This window comes from Erwinia sp. TECH1, assembly GCF_054057575.1.
This window is the reverse complement of record NZ_JBSRZK010000001.1, coordinates 2,953,505-2,977,769: the sequence shown is the minus strand read 5'-3', so window position 1 is coordinate 2,977,769 and position 24,265 is coordinate 2,953,505. Positions and strand designations below refer to the sequence as shown.

Here is a 24,265-nt window from a genome sequence, read left to right as displayed (position 1 = left end):
GTAATATTGTCACTATATGACAAATGGCAGTGTATGACATTTGTCTTTGGGTGACAACATTTGTTTAAAAGACAGTCGCTATGTGCAAAAATGGCAGAGAAGATCTGGATTTAACCTGGCGGTTTTTAACAGAATTCAGAGCAGAAAATTCATAAAATTGAAATAGTAATCAACGATTCAGCGAGAGTGCTTTGTGAGAGACGTGATCAGTCATCGAGAAAGAAAAAAAATGCAGCTACGAGAAGATCTGATTGAGGCGGCGTATCGACTTTTTGTTAAGAAAGGGTTCGATAATACGACAGTCAAAGACATTACCGATCTAGTTAAAGTCTCTTCCCGTACATTTTTCCGTTATTTTTCCTGTAAAGAAGACGTGATCCTGGACTATGAAATTGTCGAGTATGAAGAAATTATCACAGCGTTAGCGGAACGTCCGAAAAGCGAGCCTATCCTGACCGCGCTACGCAGAGCATCTGTTATGGTCACCAGAGGTTGTGAAGAAGGCGCGTTCGGCATCGATCCCAAAAGATTTAAAACATTGAGAGATTTAATCAGAAATCATCCCCTCATTAAGGCAAAGAATGTCGGCATGTTAAAAACAAAAAAAGAGGGGCTGACTACGTTGATTGCACGCAAAATGGGTGTCGATCCTTTACAAGATATCAGACCACAAACTATCGCGACTATTTTGGAATTTGTTTACAGTTCAGCTTATGACATCTGGAAAGAACGAGAAGCTGAAGTCACTTATTATGATGTCCTTGATGAAGTTTTTTCCCTTATTGAAGAAGGGGTAAACTATTCTTGTGTATCATAAAATTTGCAAATACATAGCTGCGCAATACTGAACCTCACTTAGCTCAGTTGTAGAGTGACTACGTTCCGGTAGATGCGCGTCGGTAGGTCTATACCAGGTAACCCCATTACCGAACTAATTTACCCTCAGAATTGACCACCCATTTTTCCCATTGCGAAAAGTAAAACCAAAAGCACAGGAAGGCTTTTACTCGGACAGGTTGGAGCGGGTGGTACAGCCAGGCATCAGAATATAAAAAAGCAAAAAGCCCGCTCAAGTTTCCTTGAGCGGGCTTCTTTAATATGGCTCCTCTGACTGGACTCGAACCAGTGACATACGGATTAACAGTCCGCCGTTCTACCGACTGAACTACAGAGGAATCGGTTTCGATGGGGCGCATAGTAGCGAGGGCGGACCGGCGTGTCAACAGGAAAAAAGTCCAGCCCTTTCAACTGGCTATCTTTAAAACAGGGCGCGCAGCTAATGTACTGCGCCCGCGCCGTTGCGCAAAAGCGGATCCTGGCGATAGAAGCGGCAAAAATGCGGATAAAGCGCAGGAAAGCGATCGTTCAGCAGCTCAGGAGCGCTGAAGAAATATTCCGACAGGACCGCAAAGCACTCCGCCGGATCGCTGGCCGCATAGGCATCAATCGTTGCGGCATTTTCGCCGACCAGTTCGATTTCTTCTGCAATACTGGTCATCGCGGCATTCAGCTCGTGCTCCCACGCCGCGACGTGACGCAGCGGCATAGCCGGCACGCCGTTGGCATGGTCGCTGCCCCGGCTGTCGAGCTTGTGGGCAACCTCGTGAACGATCAGGTTATAGCCGGAAAGATCGAACGAATCCTGCACGTCCAGCCAGTTGAGCACCACCGGACCCTGCTGCCAGCTCTGGCCCGACTGCACCATACTCTCGCGATGCACCAGGCCAAACTCATCCTGCCATTCGTCGTCAACGATAAAAGGCGCGGGATAGATCAGCACCTCGTGAAACCCGTCCAGCCAGTCGTAACCCAGATTAAGTACCGGCAGACAGAACAGCAGGGCCAGCCGGGCCGACTTCAGCTCATCCAGCGCGAAATCCTGTAGCGCCACCAGCCGTTTCTGCTGTAGGAAGCGCGTGGCCAGCTGGATAAGCTGTTGCCGCTCGGCGTCATTCAGCGCGCCAAGCAGCGGAATAGCTAACGCCTGCTGCCAGGGCAGCGCGTCGAACACAGCATCGTTGGATTTCCGGAACCATTTAATCATGATGCAACCCACAGCAGAAAAACCTCACCCTGCCTCGGCGGATCGCTTGGCGCAGTCTCCGGCGAGCAGGCCATATAAAAGGGCACAGCAGCATGGAACAGCAGAGCGAACTTAAGCAAGCTTTTCAGCGATTTTCTGTGACGAAGCGAGATATTCAGGCCCCGGCGGCCCAGACCAGCCGGAGCCTGCGGGCAGCGTTATATACGCTCGAATTCAATAACCCACACCCAGGGGTTCACTTCCCAGCTGGTGCCGCCATACTGCAATGCCCACTGCTTGCGGTAGGCATCCTTGGGCGAAACGACCTCGTTGTGCATGGTGAAGAAGTTATTCAGAAAATGGGAGTCTGTCTGCACGCCTTCGGCCAGCACATCATCGTCGCTGATATCCTGAATTTTCTCTGCCCGAACGGCGGTCACCATTAAATCAATGCGGCTTGCCCAGCGCGGCATATGGATGCCGGCCTGCCAGCCAAAATGCTCGTCTTCTTCGCCTGCGCTGGAGAACTCGCTGGTATCGGCACGATAGCGGCACCAGGCGGAAGATTTAAACTGGGCCGGATTGCGCTCGTAGTTGGCCATCTCTTCTACGGGAACCACCGGGCCGCGCCAGGTCTCTCTTACCCACAGGCGATCGCCAGGCTGACCGTAAGGGCAGTGGTAGCTCAAGTTCTCCATGCCCATCACGCGGTTGCCCTGCAAGTGATTGTTCAGAACATCAATCCCGTAGCATCCTTCATGGTTATCCTGGCCTGGACCAAAAAGTTGTGACTTCATAATGCGTCGGGTCTGGCGCTGCTGGCCTGAGAGCAGTGCTCGCACCCGTTGATCGCTAAACAAAATCGGGCGTTCTTTCATGGTTTGACCCCTGTTTCTTATTAGTTAAGACCCGCTCGCCGCCGTCAGGCGAAAAGGGATCCGGCATATGCTGTTAGCCTGTAGTGAAAAGTGTATACAAAAAGTATGCAATCATTAGCCGTGCTTGTTTATTTTTGAACCCGTTCTGCGCTCTCGCTTTCTGTGTGCGACGGGTGGCCAGGATCGGGTTCGGAAGGCCGGTTAGCGCCGGATTATCCGGGCCATCATAAATTTGACATATGCCGCCTTTACAATCCCTTACAGTAGCCGCAAGGGTGTATTATCGGAGCTTTCTGATGATGGCATGAGCTAAAAACAACGACCGACCGGCATTGATTCTAACTTACTGTGCAACAAAATGCTGGTAACTTATTGCAAAAACAACATTATAAGCGTTTATCTTTTTGGTTAAAAACGCGCCACCTGATAATGGCGGGCGACGAAGGTAACGGGAAAGGGGTTGTGGAAGTGTTAAGACAAACGTTATAAACATGAAGTAGATCGCATTTTTATCGCCGGTGGCGCCGCGGTGAAGCAAGGCCGCTGACGTCTCTGCAATTTTACATTACAGGGAGAAGGCTATGACACTAACCCACTGGCAAACCCGCTTTGAAAGCTGGCTGTTTGAGACCTGGCCGCAGGATGATAAAGCGCACGACATCGCCCATTTACGGCGCGTCTGGCTGACTGCACAGCGTATTATGAAAGGGATGGCGGTGGATGAACTGGTTGTGCTCACCAGCTGTTATTTCCACGATATCGTCAACCTGCCTAAGAACCATCCCGAAAGACACCTGGCTTCAGCAAAGGCGGCAGTTGAAACGCGGCGAATTTTGTCGGAAGTGTTTCCTGATTTTCCTGCCGATAAGCGTGAGGCGGTAGCGCATGCGGTACATGCCCACAGCTTTAGCGCCAACGTAACGGCGGAAACGCTGGAGGCAAAAATTGTTCAGGACGCCGACCGGCTGGAATCGCTGGGCGCGATCGGGCTGGCTCGGGTGTTTTATGTTTCCGGCGCGCTGGGCCGCTCGCTGTTCGACAGCGCCGATCCGCTGGGTCGCGATCGCCCGCTAAATGATGCTGAATGGGCGCTCGATCACTTCCAGAAGAAGCTGCTTAAGCTGCCGCAAACCATGCAGACGGCGGAAGGGCGTCGGCTTGCCGAGCATAATGCGGATTTCCTGATTACCTATATGGCCAAACTCTGCGCCGAACTGAAAGGGGAGTTTTGCGAGCTGGATCCGGATGTGCTGCGTGAATTTGTCGCGGCGCGGGGGAAATATTAAATTTTTGTGACAGTATGGTTAAGCAGATCTTTTCAGGCTACCGTGTTGCTAACATTTATCAGGAGATTCAGGCATGACCGACGCTGTTAGCTTAACGTTAAAAATTGACCCCGCTTTGAAAGAAACGCTGAAAAACCTGGCGCAGGAAAACCAGATTTCGCTCAGCCAGGAAGTCAGCCAGCGTTTACAGCTCAGTCTGACCACCCAGCAGCATCCGGCCGTGGACAACCAGAGCGTGCTCGAAGACGTCGATCCCCAGCTGAACGCCAGCGAGCTGAAACAGGTACGCGCCTTGCTGAAAAAAACGAAGAAGAAGAAGTAAAAAGGCCTTTCCGTCCCTGACTGCCCGGTCAGGGACGCCTGTCAGCCGCTACTCGTCTTCATCACCGTAATAGAGTACGCCAAGCTTAATCAACGGACGCCCCTGGCTTTTACGATGCAGGTTGCTGTCGCGCAGTGAATAAACGCAGCCGCAATATTCCTGCTGATAAAAACGTTCGCGCTTGCTGATTTCAATCATGCGCGCCGATCCGCCTTTTTTCCGCCAGTTGTAATCCCAATAGACCAGCCCCGGATAGGGCGCCGCGGCCCGCTCGCCGCAGTCGTTAATTTGCTGCATATTTTTCCAGCGCGAGATGCCCAGGCAGCTGGTGATAACGGGAAAGCCGTTTTCGTGCGCATAAAGCGCGGTGCGTTCAAAACGCATATCAAAACACATCGTGCAGCGCGCGCCGCGCTCCGGCTCCCATTCCATGCCCTTAGCCCGCTCAAACCAGTTATCGGTATCGTAATCGGCATCGATAAAAGGCACGCCGTACTTCTCGGCAAAGCGAATATTCTCCTCTTTGCGCAGCAGATACTCTTTTTGTGGATGAATGTTGGGGTTATAGAAAAAGATGGTGTAATCGATGCCGGCCGCCGCGATGGCTTCCATAACCTCGCCAGAGCAGGGCGCGCAGCAGGAGTGCAGCAGCAGTTTGTTCGCGCCGTTCGGCAAAGTTAACGGCGGTCGCGTAATATCGCTCATCATTTCAGCTCCATTGTTTTAAACACGGCAAGTTTAGGCTGATGGCCGCCCGATGTCACGGATCGTGGCCCGCAGTAAAAGGCGGTTGCCCCTGGTTTTAGCGTGATGAAGTGGTAGACTGGCAGGCGTTTATTTCCGGAGAGACTATGAGCGAGTTCGACACTATTGCAGAGGCGCAGCCTGGACTGGAAGATCGCCAGCTGGCCGCCCGCCTGCAGGCCGTTTACGATATCAAAACCCTTCTGGCTACGCTGCAGCAGGTTGGTCACGCTAAGTGGACGCGGGAATCGTTAAGCCGCTGGCTGAAAGGCACGGGCGGGACGTTAAGCCAGGCGGAAGCGGACGCGCTGGCGCGCCTGTTACCTCAGCCGCCCGCGCACCATCCGCATTACGCTTTCCGCTTTATCGATCTGTTTGCCGGTATCGGCGGTATCCGCAGCGGCTTTGAGGCGATTGGCGGGCAGTGCGTGTTTACCAGCGAATGGAATAAATACTCGGTCAGAACCTATAAGGCGAACTGGTACTGCGATCCGCAGGCGCACGTTTTCAATCAGGATATCCGCGACGTGACGCTAAGCGCGCAGCCGGTCAGCGAGCAGGAAGCCTATCGACATATTGACCAGCAGGTACCGGATCACGACGTGCTGCTGGCCGGTTTTCCCTGCCAGCCGTTTTCGCTGGCGGGCGTATCGAAAAAAAATGCGCTGGGCCGCGCTCATGGCTTTGAGTGCGAAGCGCAGGGCACGCTGTTTTTCGACGTGGCGCGCATTATCACCGCGAAGAAACCGGCGATCTTCGTGCTGGAAAACGTCAAAAACCTGAAGAGCCACGACAAAGGCAAAACCTTCCGCATCATTATGGAAACGCTGGACGAGCTGGGCTACGACGTGGCCGATGCGGATCTCAACGGCGCCGCCGATCCGAAAATCGTCGACGGCAGGCATTTTCTGCCGCAGCACCGTGAACGTATCGTGCTGGTCGGGTTTCGGCGCGATTTAAACCTGCCCAAATTCACGCTTTCCGCGCTCGCTCAGCACTATCCGCAGCAAAGGATCCCGCTGCGCCAGCTGCTGGACAGCCAGGTCGAGGCCAAATATATTCTGACGCCGTCGCTGTGGAAATATCTCTATAACTACGCGAAAAAGCATCAGGCGAAGGGCAACGGCTTTGGCTACGGGCTGGTCGACCCGGATAAAGAGCACGGCGTGGTGCGCACGCTCTCCGCGCGCTACTACAAAGACGGCTCGGAAATCCTGATCGATCGCGGCTGGGACAAAGAGCAGGGCGAGGTGGATTTCGACCATCCGCAAAACCAGCAGCGCCGTCCGCGCCGCCTGACGCCAAGAGAGTGCGCCCGCCTGATGGGCTTTGAGGCGCCGGGCGAAACGCGTTTCCGCATTCCGGTTTCAGACAGTCAGGCCTATCGCCAGTTTGGCAATTCAGTGGTGGTGCCCGCCTTTGCCGCCGTCGCCAGACTGTTGCAGCCCTGGATAGCGCAGGCGGTTAAGCAGGCGGAGAAGTAGGCCCGGAGGCGTCTATACTTAAGCCACCTCAAGGAGGATGCTATGGCTGATGTTCACACTTCCGCAATTCGCAGTAAAAATATGCGCGCTATCCGTACCCAGGATACCGCCATTGAAACCCGCCTGGCCGAGCTGTTGGCCGAGCGCGGGTTCAGCTATCGCGTGCAGGATAAGACGCTGCCGGGAAAGCCGGACTTCGTGCTGGAGAACCCTCAGGCCATTATTTTTGTGCACGGCTGCTTCTGGCATCATCACGACTGCTATCTGTTTAAAGTGCCGGCAACCCGCACCGAATTCTGGATGAATAAAATCAGCGGCAACGTGACGCGCGATAAGCGTTTTATCGATCAGCTGAGCGCCAGCGGCTGGCGGGTGCTGGTGGTTTGGGAATGCGCGCTGCGCGGTAAGCACAAGCTGGCGGACGAGGCGATAAGCGCCAGGCTGGAAGAGTGGCTTTTTGCCGGCGAGGGTAACGCCGAAATCGACTGGCAGGGCATTCACCTGATGCGCGAACGCCCTGCATAGTGCTCTGGCCATTGATGACTGAGGGCATCCACTAATGGATAAAAGCCCCGCATAGCGCCTTAGTCTGGACGAGATACCGATTTAATCACCGGCCTGCCGGGAAAAAGATATTTGCCCAGTGTGACCAGCACCACTGCAAAAAGGATCACCCCCAGCGCCAGCCATTCGCGCGGCGACAGGCTTTCACCGGCGAAGCTAATCCCCAGCAGCACCGCCACCACCGGATTAACGTAGGCGTAGCTGGTGGCGACCGCCGGGCTGACGTTGCGGATCAAAAACATATAGGCGTTGATGGCGATAATCGAACCGAACAGCGTCAGGTAGCCCAGCGCCAGCAGGCCGGACAGGCCCGGCGCGGCAGCCAGCTTTTCGCCACTAAGCTGGCTGCCCGCCAGCAGAACCACACCCGCCGCCAGCATTTCTATTGCGCCCGCCATCATGCCTGTCGGGAGCGTGATGCGCGATCCCCATACCGAGCCAAACGCCCAGCTGATCGAGCCGATCAGAATGATCAATGCGCCCCAGGGATTACCGCCCAGGTGGCCGCCGCTGTTCAGCAGAATAATGCCGACCAGGCCAACCGCAATGCCCAGCCACTCTATCCAGCGGGTTGCCATGCCGAACAGGCGGCTAAAGCACATTGCAAACAGCGGCACGGTAGCGACCATCACGGCGGCGATACCGGAAGGCACCTGCTGATGCTCGGCAATCGTCACCGCGCCGTTGCCAATGGTCAGCAGCATAATCCCCACCAGCGCGGCGTTACCTGCCGCTCGCCAGCCGGGAAGCCGCTCGCCGCGCAGCAGCAGAAAGACCAGCAGGACGACGCCCGCCAGCACGAAGCGCACGCCAGCCAGCATCATCGGCGGCCAGCTTTCTACCCCAATACGAATAACGAAATAGGTCGATCCCCAGATAAAGTAAAGGGCGAACAAAGCGGCCAGAAGCGGAAGCAGAGCGGGCGCACGACGTAACATAAGGTTTCTCACAGCGGGTTGGGGTCGTTAAGTTACCGTTAAAAAAAGATTTCAACCAGATGAAATAGTGTCTTTTTAACGGCCGGAAAGCGATTCAGTCCACATAATTTGCATCTCTCGTGCATACTTGCTTAGATCACACTCTTTAACATCCTGTAGCAGGACAGACGATGGCCAGTATCAAACTCACAGTCAGACGGCTGTACAAAATCAGCGGCGAGCGCATGGTCAACACGCAGGCTACCGCGCGCATTTTTGTCGGCGAGCAGCTGGTGGCGACGGAGAAGATCGCCGGGATGACCGAAAGCCCGGTCAGCAAATTTGTGCATCACAACCTGGACGCGGGCCAGCCGGTGAGGGTTGAGTGGGATTGCGAAGGCATAGCCGATATGACGGTAGCGGAAGTCAGCGTCTGTCCCTGCTGTCAGCATGATGAACATTAAATAAGGAAGGAAATTTTGGCGGGTAGTAGCTTACTGACTTTACTGGATGATATCGCCACGTTGATGGACGATATCTCGATCATGGGCAAGGTGGCGGCAAAGAAGACCGTCGGCGTGCTGGGCGACGATCTGTCGCTGAACGCGCAGCAGGTCAGCGGCGTCAAAGCCAACCGGGAACTGCCTGTGGTCTGGGGCGTGGCGAAAGGCTCTTTTCTTAACAAGCTGATCCTGGTGCCGCTGGCGCTGGCCATCAGCGCGTGGATCCCCTGGGCGATCACGCCGCTGCTGATGCTGGGCGGTGCTTACCTTAGCTATGAAGGCGTGGAAAAGGTGCTGCATAGCCTGCACGGCAAAGAGAAAAACAGCGATGCGGCGCGAGAACAGCGGCTGCGCAATCTCTCGCAGCAGGAAGCCGCCGCCTTCGAGAAGAAAAAGGTCAAAGGCGCAGTGCGCACGGACTTTATTCTGTCGGCAGAAATTGTGGCCATTACGCTGGGTATCGTTTCCGAAGCGCCGCTGCTGAGCCAGGTGATGATCCTGGCGGGTATCGCCATTCTGGTTACCGTCGGCGTGTACGGCATTGTCGCCTGTATCGTGAAAATCGACGATCTGGGCCTGTGGCTGCAACAGAAAACCTCATCGCTGGCCAAAGGTATCGGCAGCGTGCTGCTGACCCTGGCGCCAAAAATGATGAAGGTGCTGACGGTAGTCGGCACAATAGCGATGTTTCTGGTCGGCGGCGGCATCATTGCGCACGGCGTGCCCTTCATCCATCACTTTATTGAGCATCTGGCCGCGGGCCACAGCGGTTTTATCAGCTCGCTTATCAGCAACGGCGCAAATCTGGTGATTGGTTTTATCGTCGGATCGATCGTGCTGTGCGGGGTAAATCTGGCTGGCAAACTGCGGGCATAATCAGTATAAAGACACCCCTTCACCAAACCGGGAGCGAAGATGAAAGACGATATTTTTGAATTTGATATTGATGCCGAGCTGGAACAGGCAGAAGCCAACGCCGAGAAAAAAGCCAGCGAAGTCCCGACTGACCTGAGCGACGAAGCGGACTGCGAAGGCTGCAAAATCTGAGTTCGACCCTTCTTTGAAGCGAGTAATCCTTACTCGCTTTTTTTAATTTTCGCCTTTTTAACTGCTTATTCCTTTTTAACAAAACTTTTACCTACCGTTAACGGCGCGCCGCGCGATTGCCTGCTATACCTGAATTTTCCCCGAAGTTTCCAGCTCAGGAGAAACGGCATGATCATGGTCAGTGAGGCAGTGCAGCTTAAAGAAGGCGGTCCGGCAATGGTGGTTACCGGCTATGCCAGCGGTATGGTGGAGTGTCGCTGGTATGACGGCTACAGCGTGCGGCGCGAAGCGTTTCGGGAAGAGGAGCTTTGTGCGCTGAGCGCGGGGCAAAACCGGCTTGCCAGCTAGCGTTGACCGAACGGGACGAGAAATTTCGTCCTGTTATCATTTACTTCCCGCCGCGCCGCTGCTGGCGCAACCTTCCTGCCGCAACTAAACTGAAAAGCTCTTTCCCGCTAGCAGGAGCGTTGCCGTGTGAAGCTGGCCCATTCCCATCCTGAGGCGGTTATTCATGTCTGTTTTCTGCTGGTCTTTCTTTTCTCCTCGGTACTGACCTGGCGAGAAGGCAGCGTGTTAAAAGCAACCTATGAGCTTAGCCAGCGCGCCAGCCTGAAAGATATTGCCGACGATCTCGATCGCCAGTTTCAGTTCAGCCTTGACCAGCTGTTGTTCTGCCGCAATATGCTGCAACAGGTCATGCGCGCGCCTGCCGAAAACAGCCAGATGCGGCGACAGCTGGACTATTTTTCGCTGCTGCGTAGCCAGCCGGTCTGGCATCTCTACGCCAGCATGACCCACAGCCTGCCGCTATCCGGTATTGCCGACGACGCGATTGCCGCCTATCCGCTACTCAGGCGCGACGACGCCAGGCTAAAGCCGGAGCTGGCGGCAACGCTGATGATGAGCCTGATTTTGCAGCTTAACGACGCCAACAGAGATTTTCATTCGCGGCTCTGGTACCTCTCGCGGGCGGGATTCTGGCTTAGCTCCACGCCGTTGCCGCAGGGCGAGGATACGCTGCGCTATCTTACCCGCGTGGTGAGCGCGCCCTGGTTTACCGCTATGCGGCCTGAAAGCAATCTGTCCAGGCAGCCGCGCTGGAGCGGCCCGGACGCGACTGCCGCAGGCCGCAGCGCGTTGACGCTCAGTCTGCCTGTCGATCTGGACGGCTACTGGTATGGCGTGCTGGCAATGGATTTTTCGGCCGCCAACATTCGCCAACAGCTTTTGCTGTCGCTGCCTGAACGGCCAATGGGCAGCATACTTTTTTATGATATCAACCTGAGGCCGCTGGCCAGCGCCGTAGACGGGCCAGCGACCGCACATTTTACCGCTGAGCAGATCGCCCGGCTGCAACGGGCCATCGCCCACAGCGATCGCGGCGCGCTGCGGCTTGATACGCGCTATATCAGCTGGGTCAAAACCCGTTATGCCCGAGGCGTATTGATTAATGTCGATACGCTGCGGCAGAGTCTGACGGGCAGCACCGGTCAGGTAGCGCTGGCGTTGCTGGGGATGTGGCTGCTGTTTACGCTGGCGCTGCTGCTGTCGCACCAGCTCATTATTCGTCTGGTCAGGCGCCTGCTGGCAATGCAGGAAAAACTCCGCTGGCGCGCCAGCCATGACGGACTGACGAAGATGCTGAACCGCAGCGCGTTTTTCGAACGGGCTAACGCGCTGGCGTACGAGAGCCAGCTCAGGCAGAGGCCTTTTTCGGTGATCCAGCTGGATCTCGACCGCTTTAAACAGGTAAACGACGGCTATGGTCATGAGGCAGGCGATCGCGTGCTGGCCTATGCCGCCGCCGTGATAGATGACACCATTGACCCGTCGGCGATCGCCGGGCGCGTTGGCGGTGAAGAGTTTTGCATTGCGCTGGCCGTTACTGCCGCCCAGGCCGTGACAATAGCGGAGAAAGTTCGCGTCGCGCTGGCGCAAAAGCAGGTGTTTGCCGGGAATTCAGCATGGCTGAGGGTAACGGCCTCGCTGGGAGTCGCCTCCAGCGAGGCGTCGGGCGACTACCATTTTGAAAGCCTGCGCTCGATTGCCGACCGCAGGCTCTATATAGCCAAAACGTCAGGACGCAATCGCGTCTGCGACCGGGACTAAACGTTGCCCTTGTTATCCTCTTCCACCGCCTGATAGATACGCTGCATAATGTCAGGGAAAGCGGACTGCACGCGGCTCCAGCTTGGAATAAACGGTTTTTCGTTCGGCCGCTCGATAAAGGACTGTCCGGCTTCCAGAATCGACTGAGTAAACATTTCCACCGCCGCCTCTTCCGCGTGCTGATCGAACTTCAGCCCGTTCATCGCCGCTTCATGGCTGTAGATCTCCATCATATCCAGCGCGTTGCGGTAATAGGTCGCTTTCAACACGCGGAACGAGTCGCTGGTCAAATCCACGCCCATTGTCGCCATCTTGCGCAGCAAAGACTGGACGATATCGTTACTCATCCGGCGCAGGCCGCCGGTGCCGTCCTCTTCCGACAGCGGCTGGTGTTTATGATCGTAATTATGCGCGATCTCAACCTGGCAGCTCTGGCGCGTGGTGTAGTTGCGATAGATTTCAGACAGCACGCCGATTTCCAGCCCCCAGTCGCCGGGGATTTTTATATTGTTCAGCACGTGCGTGCGCATTGCGAACTCGCCGGAAAGCGGATAGCGGAAGCTGGTCAGATAGTCCAGGTATTCCGAATGGCCGTACACTTTCTGCAGCGAACGCAGCAGCGGCCCAACCAGCAGTCGGCCAACGCGACCGTTCAGCTTGTTGTCGGCCACGCGGGCGTAAAAACCCTTACAGAACTCATACTGAAAAGACGGGTTCGCCAGCGGATAGAGCAGCCTTGCCAGCATGCCGCGTTCATACGTTACGATATCGCAGTCGTGCAGCGCCACGCAGCTGGTACTTTCCGAAGAGAGCGTATAGCCGGTACAGAACCAGACATTACGACCCTTGCCCGGTTGAGAAGGGGAAAGTCCTTCTTTATCCAGCTCGGCATCAATCGCCTTCAGGCGCGGCCCGTCGTTCCACAAAATACGATGGCGCTGCGGCAGGCGGGAAAAAAAGTCGCGGGCGTAAAGAAACTGCTCGCGATCGGCGCGATCCAGGCCGATAACTATCTCTTCGAGATAGGGCACCTTAGCCAGCTCGTCAACGATATGGCCGAGCGCCGGGCCTTCCAGTTCGGAAAAAAGCGAAGGCAGGATCAGTCCCATCTTGCGCCGCGTGGCGAACTGCACCAGCTCCTGCTCCAGTTCCTCAACTGGACGTGCGGTGAGATTATGAAAGTTGGTGATAACGCCGTTCTGGAAAAAATCACTCATCGCGTGTTCCTTAAGCCGGGCCCGTAGTTGGGCTGCATGGGAAATCTGTTATCAGGTAATGTAGTGCGTCAGGCCCTCGCTCCAGCCCTCCGGGCCAAAGCCTGCGCTGTAAAAAACATGTTGCTGACGCTTCAGCGTCACGCCGGTTTTGCTATAGCCTTTGATCACGACGGCATAATCTACTTTCTCCAGCATGGGCGCATCGTTGGGACCGTCGCCCAGACCGATAGTGATCCAGCGGCCGCTGCCGGGAGGCGGGTAGTGCGTCAGCAGCCAGTCAAGCGCCGCGCCCTTACCGCGTCCCTGATTCATGACGTGCCAGAAACGCCCGCCCTGAACCAGCTCCAGCTGTTGCGCCGCCAGCGCCTGTTGGAAAGCGGTAAACTGCTCGCTGGTATCTCGCCAGATCAAACTTTCCGACCCTTCCCGCGTTTTCGCCAGGGCGGCGTCGCGCGGCGTCAGGCCTGTCCAGTCCGCCACCTCTTTTTCCGTCACGTCGGCGAACCCGGTAAATTTAAAGCCATCCTGCTCACGCAATTGCCGCAGCGTCTTGCAGATCGCCGCATAATCTTTTGCGGAAGGCCGATCGGCAGCGACAGGCGTTTGCTGCTGCCATTTCACAATGGCCCCGTTTTCCGCAATAAAAGGCGCGCCGACGATATCCAGCGCCCGCTGCAGAGGCTCAATTTCCGCCGCCGTCTTGCTTGAACAGATCACGATGGGAATATCGGCCGCCTTCAGACGCGCCAGCCAGGCCTCGGCAGCCTCCCAGCTGTAGGTATGATGATCCAGCAGGGAACCATCTAAATCCGTAACTATCATCAGGGGATCATGCAGCGCCGGCATCGTTGTTTCTCCATAGCCTGAGGCAAGTGACTCAAGTATAGCGGTATCCATCGAAGGCGCAGAAAAGGCAGGCAAACAAACGAAGCGGTTCGCCCAGGAATTCTCTTAAAAAACAGCAATAACTCACGTAAGTAACTACTTACAGGCGAGCAGGCGAGGCGACAGGGCTTCAGACAAAAAAGGTGGATAAATTCACAGGAAAAAAATAATGTGCTATGAAGTTAAGAAAATTCTTAATAAGGCCAATCGGTAGGCTACGCGGGTCAGAGATTTTTCTCTGTAGCGAATTTTAATTTTTTCCCGGCCGCTGGCCGGGTTTTTTTTGCGCATAACCGACGCAATGCCTGAAAAAAAGGCAAAAAAAAGCCCGCGCTGCGCGGGCAAAAATCCTTGTTACTTTTTAGGTTGACTGCGCCTTTGGGGTTGGTGCAGTGGGAACAGTGTATGCCGGGCCGTTGTCAGAAGTCTCACCGTAAAACGTTAAAAAAGTGAAAAATATACGTTCATTACGTTGTTTTACATGCGGCGGCAGGCGCAACGGCAGATTCGGGCTATACTGAACAAACGATTACAAAACAAGCTGTTATCCGCGCTATGGAGGCGACATGGATCTTTTACGTATTATTATTGCTATTCTTCTGCCCCCGCTGGGTGTTTTTATGCAGGTCGGTTTTGGCGGCGCCTTCTGGCTGAATATCCTGCTGACGCTCTGCGGCTACATTCCGGGTATTGTGCACGCCGTTTGGGTCATTGCGCGTCGTTAAGCGCGCCGGTTTCCGGGTAAGATGCGCTATCTTATTTGTAGCGCACCTACCAGGAGAAAAAAATGAAGGTAAACGATCGGGTCACGGTAAAGACCGACGGCGGGCCGCGCCGCGCCGGCACGGTACTGGCGGTAGAGGACTTTAGCGAAGGCACCATGTATCTGGTCTCGCTGGAGGATTATCCGCAGGGGATCTGGTTTTTTAACGAGCTGGGGCAGCGGGACGGCATTTTTGTAGAACCGCATACCGAATAGCCGCGCAGGATGAAAAAGGGCGAAGCAATTCGCCCTTTTTTACGCCCGTTCTAAAATTTTTCCCAGTTATCGCCGTCCGCCAGCGCCGGACGCAATGGTGCCGCTTTGGTTTTCAGCACTGGCGCAGTCGGCTGCGGCGTGCCGCTAAGATTAAAGGCCGCTACGGCCTGCGTCAGACGTGAGGCCTGCTCTTCCAGCGATGAGGCGGCGGCGGAGGCCTGTTCCACCAGCGAGGCGTTCTGCTGGGTAACGTTATCCATTTCCGATACGGCCTGGCTCACCTGCTGGATGCCCCGGCTTTGTTCATCAGAAGCAGAAGCAATCTCGGCCATAATCTCCGTAACGCTGTGTACGGCCTGGACGATATCCGTCATTCTCTCGCCTGCATGGCTGACCTGAGTCGATCCCCGATCGATCAGGCTGACCGATTCGGCAATCAACCCTTCAATTTCCTTCGCCGCGCCCGCACTGCGCTGCGCCAGATTCCGCACCTCGCTGGCCACCACGGCGAAACCGCGACCCTGTTCGCCCGCCCGCGCCGCTTCAACGGCGGCATTCAGCGCCAGAATATTGGTCTGGAATGCGATGCTGTTGATAACCGTGGTAATTTCAGCAATTTTCTTTGAGCTGGCGGAAATATTATTCATGGTGCCGATCACGCCGGAAACGATATCCCCGCCCTGGCGGGCTTTCCCGGAGGCGTCGCCCGCCAGCTGGCTGGCATGGTGCGCATTTTCCGCATTCTGCTTCACGGTTGCGGTCAGCTGTTCCATGCTGGCCGCCGTTTCTTCCAGCGCCGCCGCCTGCTGCTCGGTACGGGAGGATAGATCGGTATTGCCCGCCGAAATTTCGGTCGAGCCCTGATAGATAGCTACCGCACCTTCACGCACCGTGCCGACCGTTTTCACCAGCGCCTGCTGCATCGTTTGCAGATTGCTGCCCAACGCGCCGATTTCACTGCGGCCCCAGGCCTGCGGCGGCGCGGTCAGATCGCCATGCGAAATACGCTCAATTCGCTGCACCGCCTGGCGTAGCGGGGCAATGATCACGCGACGCAGGAAGATAAAGGTAGCCAGCGTCAGCAGCAGCGCGGCGGCGAAAGCGCCGGCCATCATAATAAAGCCCATGCGGGTTTGCGCCTCCGCGCCCGCGTTAATGGCGGTGGCGCGCTGGGTACGAATGGCGATGGCTTTCAGCAGTACGGCGTTATAGTCATTATCCAGGCCGCGCGTGAAATCTGTTTCTCGCGTTATCACATTTTCAAAGCTGCCGTCTTTGGCGCTTTTTACCATTGGCAGCAAACCCTCGCTGACATAGGCCGTAAAGCGGGTGGTCAATTCACCATCCAGCGCTTCGTCCGCCGGGGTTTTAATGCGCCGTTGCGTGTAGGCTTTAAAATTCTCGCCAGCCAGCTGAATACGCTTTTCCGCCTGTTTAAGATTCGCGTTAAACAGATCCATATCGCCAATGCGCACCGCCGCGCCCGCGTGAATAATATTCAGCCGGGCCGTACGCAGGTGATTGGAGCTGTTAGAGATAGCCATACGTACCTGGATCTCTTCGGTAACGTCCTTGAGCGACTGATTACTCTGGATCAGATAATAGCTCGCCAGGCCGATGCACAGGGCGAACAGAAACAGGATGGCACCGAGAATAGTGGTGAACAGGGGAACGAGGCGCAGATGCTGCCAGAAACTTAAGTGAGAAGAACCTTCGGGTTGGGGGAGTGGTGTCATGTCCTTGTGCTCTCTGTCTGGGTAAACGAAGCGACAGGCTTCGCTTTGTTTACAACTCATCGGCAGAGAGAGGCGAAAGGTTAACGGAAAAGTGTGATCCTGTTAACATTAGTGGATAAAATAAAGCCGGCATAAGCCGGCTTCTTTAACGCTTAGCGTACGTTGACGTAGATACCGCTGGTGACGTTATCAGTCAGGCGCACAACATGATAGATGACCTGTTTATTATGAGTCTTAATCTTGCGTTTAATATTGCCTTTATGCGAAGAAACCGTTTTGGCTTTAATTTGCATTTTGTCCGAGATCTGAATGGTATCGTGACCGGACATCCACATTTTAAGCATGTTCGACTCGGTTTGGCTTAGCGTCAATGGATGAACATCGAAGCCAGCGGAATAGCGAGGCGACACGTTGAGTTTCTTCTGGAAATAGGACAGAAGTAAGTTATCGAGTGTAGCAGGCTTAATCGATTTTGACGTAATAATCAGGTTCTTACGAACGTAGAGGTATTCCTCAAAATGGATGTTAGAGATAGCCATAAAGATGAAAAACAGCGTGTCAGGATGCTGCGTAATAATGTCTCTTATACGCTGGCTGGCATCTGCTTCATAAATAAAACAATCTTCGTTAATAAATACAACGCCCGGTTGGAGCTGCTGGCATTTAATTTGAAGCTGATCGATGTCGGTAACGGAAGTTATGTTTTTCTTTTTAACTCCCTTGACGGACATATAATCAGTAAGACCTAAGCGTGTGTAGCTGCATGAATCCATTATAATTGTTGGCATAACTGCGACCCTCACCAAATTGTTATTCGTTTAAACTAACGATGAATTACGCGTTGTGTAAGTTACGAGAGTAATATGTTCTGTTTTCAATTTTATTATTTGTACTCAGCATTAAGTCTGTTAGCGGACGCTGAACAAACCTGTCCATGCTCGATGTAACCGTTTAGTTTAGGCAAACCACCCACTACCAACGCGGTAAAACATCCGTAGACAGATGGAGGATCTGACAGAAGTTTGCCGCACTGCTTTGTGAACTTCGCCACTATCGCGCAGAACGCAGAGAAATCTGATAGGACGAATCCTAAAAAACATTCATCACGCGAATGTGTGCCGCTGTATAGGGCACTAAACCTGCTGTGAAATACGATTTGCTACAAGAATAACGGCAAAAAATAAAATTTCCAGTAAAAACAGACGTTTTTATTCACTCCGATGCTTAACATTTAAGCAACATTGCATCCGTTTCGTTAAACAAAATACGCTAACTGGCATTTAATAAGAATAATTTTCATCGGGTGAAGCGATTAATCAGATTTTCCTTAAGAATTTTCTGGTATCGGCGGTTTGAAAAATGTGCAAAAACATTCTACACGCTTAACAATGCACCCTGGGCCTCTCTTGAGGTGGTTCTGAATACTTAAGTTTATTTGGCAGGAAGTTCGCTAAGGATCTGTGAGAGTAAATCAAATACTTCGCTGAATAAATGCTCACAAAACGGGGCCAGGAGCGGCATCATCAGGCTCAGGAAGATAAGACCGATTGATAAGGTGATAGGAAAGCCGATGGCAAAAACCGACAGCTGAGGTGAAACACGGTTTAACAAACCCAGTGCCAGGTTAATGATGAGCAGCAGCGTTATCAGGGGTAACGCTAATCGCATTCCATTAAGGAAAATCAGACTGGCTGCTTTCGTTAACGCCAGAAACGCGTTGCCGTTAATCAGCTCTCCGCCAACAGGCAGCGTATGAAAGCTGTCGGCGACCATAGAAATTAACCACAGGTGACCGTTAAAAGATAAAAACAGCAGCATGGCCAGCATATCCATAAAGCGGGCCAGCACCGGCATATTCAGTCGGCTTGAAGGATCGAAAAAGGTGGCAAAAGAGATACCCATCTGCAAACCAATGACTTCACCTGCGGTTCTGACTGCCGCAAAGGCAAATTGCATCGTAAAACCGATAGCCACGCCAATCAGAATCTGCTGAATCAGCAGCCAGAAGCCGCCAATTGAGAATAAGGTCACATTAACCGGCGGCAGCGTGGGGATCAAAACCCAGGTAATCATCAGGCCTAAGCCGAGCTTAACCTTTTTGCTAATCGATTTTTCACTGAGGATCGGGGCGGTCATGATTAACGCCAGCACGCGGGCGAGGGGCCAAAAAAGTTGCCCCATCCATAACATCAGCTGGCTGCTGTCGAAGTTAATCATTTAACCGATCATATTAGGCAGGTTGGTAAACAGGGTGCGCATATAGTCCAGCACCAGGCTCAGCATCCACGGGCCAGCCACGACGATGGTCGCAACGACGGCGAGGATTTTTGGAATAAAAGAGAGCGTTTGTTCGTTGATTTGCGTCGCCGCCTGCAGCAGGCTAATCAGCAGACCGCTGACCAGCGCCGCCAGCAGCAGAGGTGCGGCCAGGATCAGCCCAACGTGCAGCGCATCATGACCAATTGACATAACCGATTCTGGTGTCATCACGACTCCGGGAAAATTGAGGGCCTATATCGTCGCGACAGGCAGCGCCGCGATTTTTGCCGGGCGACGTCGTCGCCCGATTATTATGAATAGAAGCTTTGCGCCAGCGAGCTAATCAGCAGCTGCCAGCCGTCTACCAGCACGAACAGCATCAGCTTAAAGGGCAGCGCGATGGTCGCGGGCGGCACCATCATCATCCCCAGCGCCATCAGCACGCTGGCGACGACAAGGTCGATAATCAGAAACGGGATAAACACGGTAAAGCCAATCTGGAACGCCGTTTTCAGCTCGCTGGTCACGTAGGCCGGCAGCAGAATGCGCATCGGCACCGCTTCCGGGCCTTGCAAAGGCGGGGAGTTGGCCAGGCGAGCAAACAGGGCCAGATCCGCTTCGCGAGTCTGCCGCAGCATAAATTCACGCAGCGGCTGCGCGCCTTTATCCAGCGCGTCCTGCATACTGATCTTGTCTTCGCTGAACGGCAGATAGGCGTTCTGATAAATCTTGTCCAACACCGGACTCATAATAAAGAAGGTCAGAAACAGCGCCAGGCCGAGCAGCACCTGGTTTGGCGGCGCGGACGGCGTGCCCAGCGCGTTACGCAGCAGGCCGAAAACAATGATGATGCGCGTAAAGCTGGTCATCATCAGCAAAATAGCGGGCAGGAAAGTCAGCGAGGTGATAAACACCAGCGTCTGCACCGGCAGCGACCAGCTCTGACCGCCGTTAGCCGTCGGACGGCTGACCAGGCCCGGCAGCTGGGCGTGAACTTCAGGCGCCAGCAGCAGCAGCAGCGCTAAGAAAGGAAGAATGCGTTTCATTTTGGTTTTCCGGCGCGTTTAATAAGCTCTAACACCTGACGGAAATCGCCAGCGGGCTGCGGCTCTTCCGGATTTTCCTGCACCGGTGAGGGCGGCAGGGTATGCAGATGGGTGATCTGCTGTGCGGTCACGCCCAGCACCAGCCGGGCATCCTGCACGTCAACGATAACCACGCGCTCGCGCTGCCCAACCTGGCAGCTGGCGCTGATCGAGATATCCCGCTGGCCGCGCTTGCCCGTTTTGGGCGCGAAGCCAAATCGTTTCGCCAGCCAGGCGCAGGCCAGAATCAACAGAATAATCACGGCCAACACGCTGCTGACCTGCGTCAACACTGAACCGGTGGAAGCGGCCGGCTGGCCTGGCGGCTGTTGCGTTTGTCCGACGTTGACCGGCGAATGCGCCGCCGGTTGCTGCTGGCCCGTGCTCATTGGCGCTTGCTCCTGCTGCGTTTGGCTGGCGGTCGTCATTAACGGCTCAGTCGACGCATACGTTCAGATGGCGTAATGATGTCGGTGATGCGCACGCCGTATTTATCGGCAACCACCACGACTTCGCCCTGGGCAATCAGATAACCGTTGATCAGAATATCCAGCGGCTCGCCGGCCAGGCCTTCCAGCGCCACCACGGAACCCTGCGTCAGACGCAGCAGCTCTTTAATGGTCATCTTGGTGCGGCCCAGTTCCACGGTCAGCTTGACCGGGATATCCATAATCAGGTCGATATCTTGGAGCGAACCGGCGATATCATTACTTTCCAGAGATTTAAACACCCCTTCGGACGCGGTGCTGGTTGAGTTTGACTGCTCGTTCAGCGCGTCAGCCCAAAGGTCGTCCGCAGAGAGGTCGTCAACGGACGGCTTATTGGTGTCACTCATGGGGCTGTTCCTCATTCATCGAGTTCAAAATCGGGTTAATCAGATGTTCCACACGCAGCGCGTACTGCCCGTTCAGGGTGCCGTACTGGCTGGTTAAGACCGGCACGCCATCGACATGAGCGATAATGCGATCCGGTTTTTCTATCGGTAATACATCGCCGGGCTTCAGGGCCAGCAGGCGTGAAATCCGCATCGAGACGTCGGCAAAGTTCGCAATCAGCTCCAGTTCGGAGTGCTGAACCTGCTTCACCAGCGTCTCGCGCCAGTTGTGATCTTCCTGACGCGAGTTCTCCAGCGGCGGGTTGACCAGGGTTTCACGCAGCGGTTCAATCATGCTGAACGGAATGCAGATATTGAACTCGCCAATCAGGTTGCCAATCTCCACCTGGAACGGCGTGGTAATCACGATATCGTTAGGTGAAGTAGTAATATTAGTAAACTTTACCTGCATTTCGGAGCGAACATACTCCACGTCCAGCGGATAAATCGGTTTCCACGCTTCGCTGTAGCCTTCCAGCGCCAGTTTTAGCATCTTGCGAATGACGCGCTGTTCGGTTGCCGTAAACTCGCGCCCTTCTACTTTAGTAGGGAAGCGACCGTCTCCGCCAAACAGGTTATCCACGGCGATAAACACCAGGCTTGGCGAAAACACCACCAGCGCCGTACCGCGCAGCGGCTTCAGGTGGATCAGGTTCAGGTTCGTCGGCACCGGCAGGTTGCGAGCAAATTCATGATACGGCTGAATTTTAATCGCGCCTACCGTGATATCCGGGCTACGACGCAGCAGGTTAAACAGCGCCATCCTGTATGAACGCGCAAAGCGTTCGTTAATGATCTCCAGCGCCTGCAGACGTTCGCGAACCATGCGACGCTGGGTATTGGGATCGTAAGGACGAATATCACTGTCGCCCGCGCTGCTGACGTTTTCTTCCGCCGCGCTGTCGCTGTCGCCGTTAAGCAGCGCGTCAATTTCCGCTTGTGAGAGAATGCTGTCGGCCATTTTGCCCTACCTCAGGATAAAGGCGGTGAACAGAACGTCCGTCACCTTTTGCGGAGGTTGTCCCGGCACCAGCGGCGGCGCAAGCGTGGCTTTAATCTGTTTGACCAGCTCTTGCTTGCCCTGTTCGTTGCCCAGCGACGCGGCGTTCTGGTTAGAGAGCAGCAGCAGCAGGCGGCTGCGAACTTCCGGCAGATAATCATTTACGCGCTGCAGCGTTTCCTGATCGGGCAGACGCAGCGTGAAGCCAACGTAAAGCACGCGATCGGGATCGTTATCCGGGTTGATCAGGTTAACGGTAAACGTATCCAGCGCCAGGAATACCGGTGCAGGCGGCGGCGCAGGCTTTTCAGCTTTTGCCGTGTCGGCAGACCCGTGCATTTTATGCCAGACCAGATAGCCTCCTGCGCCACAAGCGGCCAGAACCACCAGCGCTATCAGGATAATCAAGAGTTTACGTTTGCCGCTTTTGGCTTTCTTCTCAGTCATACGGGCGATAATTCCTGTGAGTATGTTCAAGAGCCGGGAGTGCCTGCTCTCTGACGACGTTATGGGCAGATTATCCCGCATCGCTCGCTAAACAATAGGGCGAAAAGACGCGGGTTTTGCCGTTAGCTTTGGCGTTTGTGATCGTCAGGCGAAGATATCAACGGCATTACTGCCCGAAGCGCGCGCCTGGAGGGAGGCAGGAACGGCGATAGGGGTGATCTCGCTGTCGGCGTCGGCAGCAAGACTAAAGGTGTTGCCACGGCTGTTATTACGCTGCTCCTGCTGGCCGCTAAAGCTCTGGCTCTGCGCCTGGGCGTCGCTGCTGACGTTGGTCTGCCCAAGGTTGATGCCGCTCTGCGCCAGCGCTTCCTTCAGCTGCGGCATGGCGGCCTCCAGCGCGGCGCGCACCTGGCTGTGGTTCGACACCATGCTCAGCTGCGCCTGATCGCTGTCCAGCTTCAGGCTAATCTGGATGCTGCCCAGATCCAGCGGATGCAGATGCAGCTCGGCGGTCTGCTGACCGTTGCGGCTGAACATCACAATCTGCTGGCCCAGCGCCTGCTGCCATTCCGGGCTGCCCAGCTGAGAGCTCAGCTGCGGCGTAGCCGGTGCGCTAACCAGCGAGGTTGTAGCTGGCGTCACGGCGGCGGAAGCAGCGCTGATAACACCAGGTGTAATCGTTGTCTGGCTGGCAGCACTGTCTTTATCGCTGTCTTTAGTCACCTGGCCCAGCACCTGCTGGAAGGCGCTGTTCAGCGTAGCGATATCGCCTTTCTGCGTGCCGGCCGCTGCGCTCAGGGTGTTAGTGCTGCTCAGCGGCATGCTGCTGTCGCTGTCTTTTGCGGTTTCATCGCCGTCGACGGCTGTCGTCTTAGCTCCGCCCGCGCTGGCTAACAGCGAGGCAAGGGTAGCGTTAGCGTTGCTGCCTTTGATATTGCCTTCGGTCAGGCTATCGCCGCCTTTGGCAAGGGCTGCGGTCGGCTGCTGCTGCGCCTGCGGCAGCATGGCGAACAGCGCCTGAAGCGCCTGCATATCGCTGCTGCTCAGGGGCGTCGCGGCGGCGGCGGTTTCGCTGTCGTCCTGGGTTTTAGTCAGCGCGATCGCGTTGTCTTCCGACGGCGTTTTCGCGGACTGTAGCAGCGAGTTCAGCGTTTCCGGTTTATCCAGCGCGGCCAGCAGCGCGTTCAGTTTCGCCTTCGGCGAGGCGGCATTTTTATCGTCGGCAGCGGCAACGGCCGCCGTCGCCGAGGCGGGCAGGGCTGTTTGCCCCTGCTGCGCCAGCGTCAGCAGCTTATTGCCAAGCAGCGACAGAAAGCCCGCGTTGCCGGTTTGCGCGCCGTCGGCCGTAGCCGCACCGCCAATATCCGTGCCGATATCGGTAGCATCCGCCGCCGCGCCGTTAGTGGAAGCGGTCGCGGTTTTCGCCGCCGTGTTAACCAGTGGCAAAGTCATCATTCGCCTTTCCTCAATGATGCCCGTTGGGCAAATTCATCCATCCGTTTCTGATCGAGACGGTTTTCCTGTAATAGTGCGGTTGCTGCCGCGCGAGCCTGTAGGGTTTCATAAGCATGAAGCCGCTGCTGCTTGTCGCGCCACAGGCGCAATGCGTTTTCTACCCGGCCGTTCCAGTTCGCCAGCTGCTGGCGATGCTGTTCGATCGCTTTTTCCAGCGTCTCGATAAACTGGTGGTAGTTGTACCAGCGGGTGCTGTTAATCCCTTCCGCCATGGTGGTGTTCAGCGTTTTGCGATATTCGTCCTGATAGTTCAGCAGCATATGTAGCTGCTCATCAGCCTGTTTCTGACCGCGACGAACGTCGCCCAGCTGGATGGCGGCCTTTTCCAGATCTTTCTGTGCCAGGCCGCACAAGGTTTCAATTGGCGATGCGTGTTTTGCCATCAGTCAGC

General features: G+C 55.1%; 30 protein-coding genes and 1 tRNA gene. 12 read left to right on the top strand and 19 right to left on the bottom strand.

The window, feature by feature from the left end:
• The first annotated feature begins 193 nt into the window (after nt 1-193).
• Nucleotides 194-817 carry a TetR family transcriptional regulator gene (locus ACVWZ0_RS14065; RefSeq protein ID WP_253460413.1) on the top strand — a complete coding sequence of 208 codons (624 nt, stop codon included), beginning with the start codon at nt 194-196 and terminating at the stop codon, nt 815-817.
• Nucleotides 818-1,099: 282 nt separating this feature from the next.
• On the opposite strand, the gene ACVWZ0_RS14060 is transcribed toward ACVWZ0_RS14065, so the two are convergent.
• The 3 genes from ACVWZ0_RS14060 to ACVWZ0_RS14050 all read right to left on the bottom strand — a co-directional run bounded on the left by ACVWZ0_RS14060 (nt 1,100) and on the right by ACVWZ0_RS14050 (nt 2,901).
• Nucleotides 1,100-1,175, bottom strand: a tRNA-Asn gene (locus ACVWZ0_RS14060).
• A gap of 101 nt (nt 1,176-1,276) precedes the next feature.
• Nucleotides 1,277-2,044 carry a DgsA anti-repressor MtfA gene (mtfA, locus tag ACVWZ0_RS14055; RefSeq protein ID WP_253460415.1) on the bottom strand — a complete coding sequence of 256 codons (768 nt, stop codon included), beginning with the start codon at nt 2,042-2,044 and terminating at the stop codon, nt 1,277-1,279.
• A gap of 197 nt (nt 2,045-2,241) precedes the next feature.
• Entirely contained in the window at nt 2,242-2,901 is a 660-nt protein-coding gene (locus ACVWZ0_RS14050) for a hypothetical protein (RefSeq protein ID WP_253460419.1), read from the bottom strand.
• 581 nt (nt 2,902-3,482) lie between these two features.
• Between ACVWZ0_RS14050 and ACVWZ0_RS14045 the strand changes: the two genes are divergently transcribed.
• Together ACVWZ0_RS14045 and ACVWZ0_RS14040 are read left to right on the top strand one after the other, a co-directional pair.
• Nucleotides 3,483-4,187, top strand: a complete 705-nt coding sequence (locus tag ACVWZ0_RS14045) for a phosphohydrolase (RefSeq protein WP_253460422.1) — start codon at nt 3,483-3,485, stop codon at nt 4,185-4,187.
• Between the two features lie 73 nt (nt 4,188-4,260).
• Complete coding sequence (locus ACVWZ0_RS14040; RefSeq protein WP_125288030.1) at nt 4,261-4,509, top strand: hypothetical protein; 249 nt, start codon at nt 4,261-4,263, stop codon at nt 4,507-4,509.
• Nucleotides 4,510-4,557: 48 nt separating this feature from the next.
• Here ACVWZ0_RS14040 and ACVWZ0_RS14035 read toward each other — a convergent pair whose 3' ends face one another.
• A complete protein-coding gene (locus ACVWZ0_RS14035; RefSeq protein ID WP_253461285.1) occupies nt 4,558-5,214 on the bottom strand; it encodes an epoxyqueuosine reductase QueH in 657 nt (218 codons plus the stop codon).
• Nucleotides 5,215-5,360: 146 nt separating this feature from the next.
• Between ACVWZ0_RS14035 and ACVWZ0_RS14030 the strand changes: the two genes are divergently transcribed.
• Together ACVWZ0_RS14030 and ACVWZ0_RS14025 are read left to right on the top strand one after the other, a co-directional pair.
• Nucleotides 5,361-6,737 (top strand): DNA cytosine methyltransferase, encoded by a 1,377-nt coding sequence (locus ACVWZ0_RS14030; protein WP_253460425.1) that lies wholly within the window; start codon nt 5,361-5,363, stop codon nt 6,735-6,737.
• A 42-nt stretch (nt 6,738-6,779) separates the two neighbouring features.
• A complete protein-coding gene (locus ACVWZ0_RS14025; protein WP_253460429.1) occupies nt 6,780-7,262 on the top strand; it encodes a very short patch repair endonuclease in 483 nt (160 codons plus the stop codon).
• A gap of 59 nt (nt 7,263-7,321) precedes the next feature.
• Here ACVWZ0_RS14025 and yedA read toward each other — a convergent pair whose 3' ends face one another.
• Together yedA and ACVWZ0_RS14015 are read right to left on the bottom strand one after the other, a co-directional pair.
• Nucleotides 7,322-8,239 (bottom strand): drug/metabolite exporter YedA, encoded by a 918-nt coding sequence (yedA, locus tag ACVWZ0_RS14020; RefSeq protein ID WP_253460432.1) that lies wholly within the window; start codon nt 8,237-8,239, stop codon nt 7,322-7,324.
• Nucleotides 8,240-8,384: 145 nt separating this feature from the next.
• Complete coding sequence (locus tag ACVWZ0_RS14015) at nt 8,385-8,528, bottom strand: hypothetical protein (protein WP_456784756.1); 144 nt, start codon at nt 8,526-8,528, stop codon at nt 8,385-8,387.
• Here ACVWZ0_RS14015 and ACVWZ0_RS14010 point away from each other — a divergent pair.
• The 5 genes from ACVWZ0_RS14010 to dgcQ all read left to right on the top strand — a co-directional run bounded on the left by ACVWZ0_RS14010 (nt 8,464) and on the right by dgcQ (nt 11,877).
• Nucleotides 8,464-8,682 (top strand): hypothetical protein, encoded by a 219-nt coding sequence (locus ACVWZ0_RS14010; RefSeq protein ID WP_367399476.1) that lies wholly within the window; start codon nt 8,464-8,466, stop codon nt 8,680-8,682. The genes ACVWZ0_RS14015 and ACVWZ0_RS14010 overlap by 65 nt on opposite strands.
• A 15-nt stretch (nt 8,683-8,697) precedes the next feature.
• A complete protein-coding gene (locus tag ACVWZ0_RS14005; protein WP_253460436.1) occupies nt 8,698-9,597 on the top strand; it encodes a DUF808 family protein in 900 nt (299 codons plus the stop codon).
• 39 nt (nt 9,598-9,636) lie between these two features.
• The gene (locus ACVWZ0_RS14000) at nt 9,637-9,768 is read left to right on the top strand and encodes a hypothetical protein (RefSeq protein ID WP_255416512.1); all 132 of its coding nucleotides are present in this window, start codon (nt 9,637-9,639) and stop codon (nt 9,766-9,768) included.
• Between the two features lie 168 nt (nt 9,769-9,936).
• Nucleotides 9,937-10,116 carry a YodC family protein gene (locus ACVWZ0_RS13995; RefSeq protein WP_125288024.1) on the top strand — a complete coding sequence of 60 codons (180 nt, stop codon included), beginning with the start codon at nt 9,937-9,939 and terminating at the stop codon, nt 10,114-10,116.
• A 126-nt stretch (nt 10,117-10,242) separates the two neighbouring features.
• Nucleotides 10,243-11,877 carry a cellulose biosynthesis regulator diguanylate cyclase DgcQ gene (gene dgcQ, locus ACVWZ0_RS13990; protein WP_253460440.1) on the top strand — a complete coding sequence of 545 codons (1,635 nt, stop codon included), beginning with the start codon at nt 10,243-10,245 and terminating at the stop codon, nt 11,875-11,877.
• Here the strand turns inward: dgcQ and ACVWZ0_RS13985 are convergent.
• Together ACVWZ0_RS13985 and ACVWZ0_RS13980 are read right to left on the bottom strand one after the other, a co-directional pair.
• Entirely contained in the window at nt 11,874-13,094 is a 1,221-nt protein-coding gene (locus tag ACVWZ0_RS13985; RefSeq protein ID WP_253460442.1) for a glycosyltransferase family protein, read from the bottom strand. The two genes, dgcQ and ACVWZ0_RS13985, sit on opposite strands and share 4 nt — an antisense overlap.
• 51 nt (nt 13,095-13,145) lie before the next feature.
• Entirely contained in the window at nt 13,146-13,940 is a 795-nt protein-coding gene (locus ACVWZ0_RS13980; protein WP_253460445.1) for a mannosyl-3-phosphoglycerate phosphatase-related protein, read from the bottom strand.
• 605 nt (nt 13,941-14,545) lie between these two features.
• On the opposite strand from ACVWZ0_RS13980, the gene ACVWZ0_RS13975 reads away from it, so the two are divergent.
• Together ACVWZ0_RS13975 and dsrB are read left to right on the top strand one after the other, a co-directional pair.
• Nucleotides 14,546-14,704, top strand: coding sequence for a YqaE/Pmp3 family membrane protein (locus ACVWZ0_RS13975; RefSeq protein ID WP_039385165.1), 159 nt, complete (start codon nt 14,546-14,548; stop codon nt 14,702-14,704).
• 62 nt (nt 14,705-14,766) lie between these two features.
• Nucleotides 14,767-14,958 carry a protein DsrB gene (gene dsrB, locus ACVWZ0_RS13970; RefSeq protein WP_253460447.1) on the top strand — a complete coding sequence of 64 codons (192 nt, stop codon included), beginning with the start codon at nt 14,767-14,769 and terminating at the stop codon, nt 14,956-14,958.
• A 50-nt stretch (nt 14,959-15,008) separates the two neighbouring features.
• On the opposite strand, the gene ACVWZ0_RS13965 is transcribed toward dsrB, so the two are convergent.
• The 11 genes from ACVWZ0_RS13965 to fliJ all read right to left on the bottom strand — a co-directional run bounded on the left by ACVWZ0_RS13965 (nt 15,009) and on the right by fliJ (nt 24,257).
• Complete coding sequence (locus tag ACVWZ0_RS13965) at nt 15,009-16,694, bottom strand: methyl-accepting chemotaxis protein (RefSeq protein WP_253460452.1); 1,686 nt, start codon at nt 16,692-16,694, stop codon at nt 15,009-15,011.
• Nucleotides 16,695-16,846: 152 nt separating this feature from the next.
• Nucleotides 16,847-17,482: a transcriptional regulator RcsA gene (gene rcsA, locus ACVWZ0_RS13960; RefSeq protein WP_253460455.1), complete on the bottom strand. Its 636-nt coding sequence runs from the start codon at nt 17,480-17,482 to the stop codon at nt 16,847-16,849.
• 643 nt (nt 17,483-18,125) lie between these two features.
• A complete protein-coding gene (fliR, locus tag ACVWZ0_RS13955) occupies nt 18,126-18,911 on the bottom strand; it encodes a flagellar biosynthetic protein FliR (protein ID WP_253460458.1) in 786 nt (261 codons plus the stop codon).
• Nucleotides 18,912-19,181: a flagellar biosynthesis protein FliQ gene (fliQ, locus tag ACVWZ0_RS13950; protein ID WP_125288017.1), complete on the bottom strand. Its 270-nt coding sequence runs from the start codon at nt 19,179-19,181 to the stop codon at nt 18,912-18,914. It lies immediately after the preceding gene.
• Nucleotides 19,182-19,264: 83 nt separating this feature from the next.
• Entirely contained in the window at nt 19,265-19,999 is a 735-nt protein-coding gene (gene fliP / locus ACVWZ0_RS13945) for a flagellar type III secretion system pore protein FliP (protein WP_125288016.1), read from the bottom strand.
• Nucleotides 19,996-20,427, bottom strand: a complete 432-nt coding sequence (gene fliO, locus ACVWZ0_RS13940) for a flagellar biosynthetic protein FliO (RefSeq protein ID WP_125288318.1) — start codon at nt 20,425-20,427, stop codon at nt 19,996-19,998. Before fliO ends, fliP begins: the two co-directional genes overlap by 4 nt.
• A gap of 38 nt (nt 20,428-20,465) precedes the next feature.
• Nucleotides 20,466-20,873 carry a flagellar motor switch protein FliN gene (gene fliN, locus ACVWZ0_RS13935; RefSeq protein ID WP_125288015.1) on the bottom strand — a complete coding sequence of 136 codons (408 nt, stop codon included), beginning with the start codon at nt 20,871-20,873 and terminating at the stop codon, nt 20,466-20,468.
• On the bottom strand, nt 20,866-21,873 hold the full coding sequence (fliM, locus tag ACVWZ0_RS13930) for a flagellar motor switch protein FliM (protein ID WP_253460461.1): 1,008 nt from the start codon (nt 21,871-21,873) through the stop codon (nt 20,866-20,868). Before fliM ends, fliN begins: the two co-directional genes overlap by 8 nt.
• A gap of 6 nt (nt 21,874-21,879) precedes the next feature.
• Complete coding sequence (fliL, locus tag ACVWZ0_RS13925) at nt 21,880-22,359, bottom strand: flagellar basal body-associated protein FliL (protein ID WP_125288013.1); 480 nt, start codon at nt 22,357-22,359, stop codon at nt 21,880-21,882.
• 144 nt (nt 22,360-22,503) lie between these two features.
• Entirely contained in the window at nt 22,504-23,814 is a 1,311-nt protein-coding gene (locus tag ACVWZ0_RS13920) for a flagellar hook-length control protein FliK (RefSeq protein ID WP_253460464.1), read from the bottom strand.
• Nucleotides 23,811-24,257: a flagellar export protein FliJ gene (gene fliJ / locus ACVWZ0_RS13915; RefSeq protein ID WP_125288011.1), complete on the bottom strand. Its 447-nt coding sequence runs from the start codon at nt 24,255-24,257 to the stop codon at nt 23,811-23,813. Before fliJ ends, ACVWZ0_RS13920 begins: the two co-directional genes overlap by 4 nt.
• Nucleotides 24,258-24,265 lie beyond the last annotated feature (8 nt).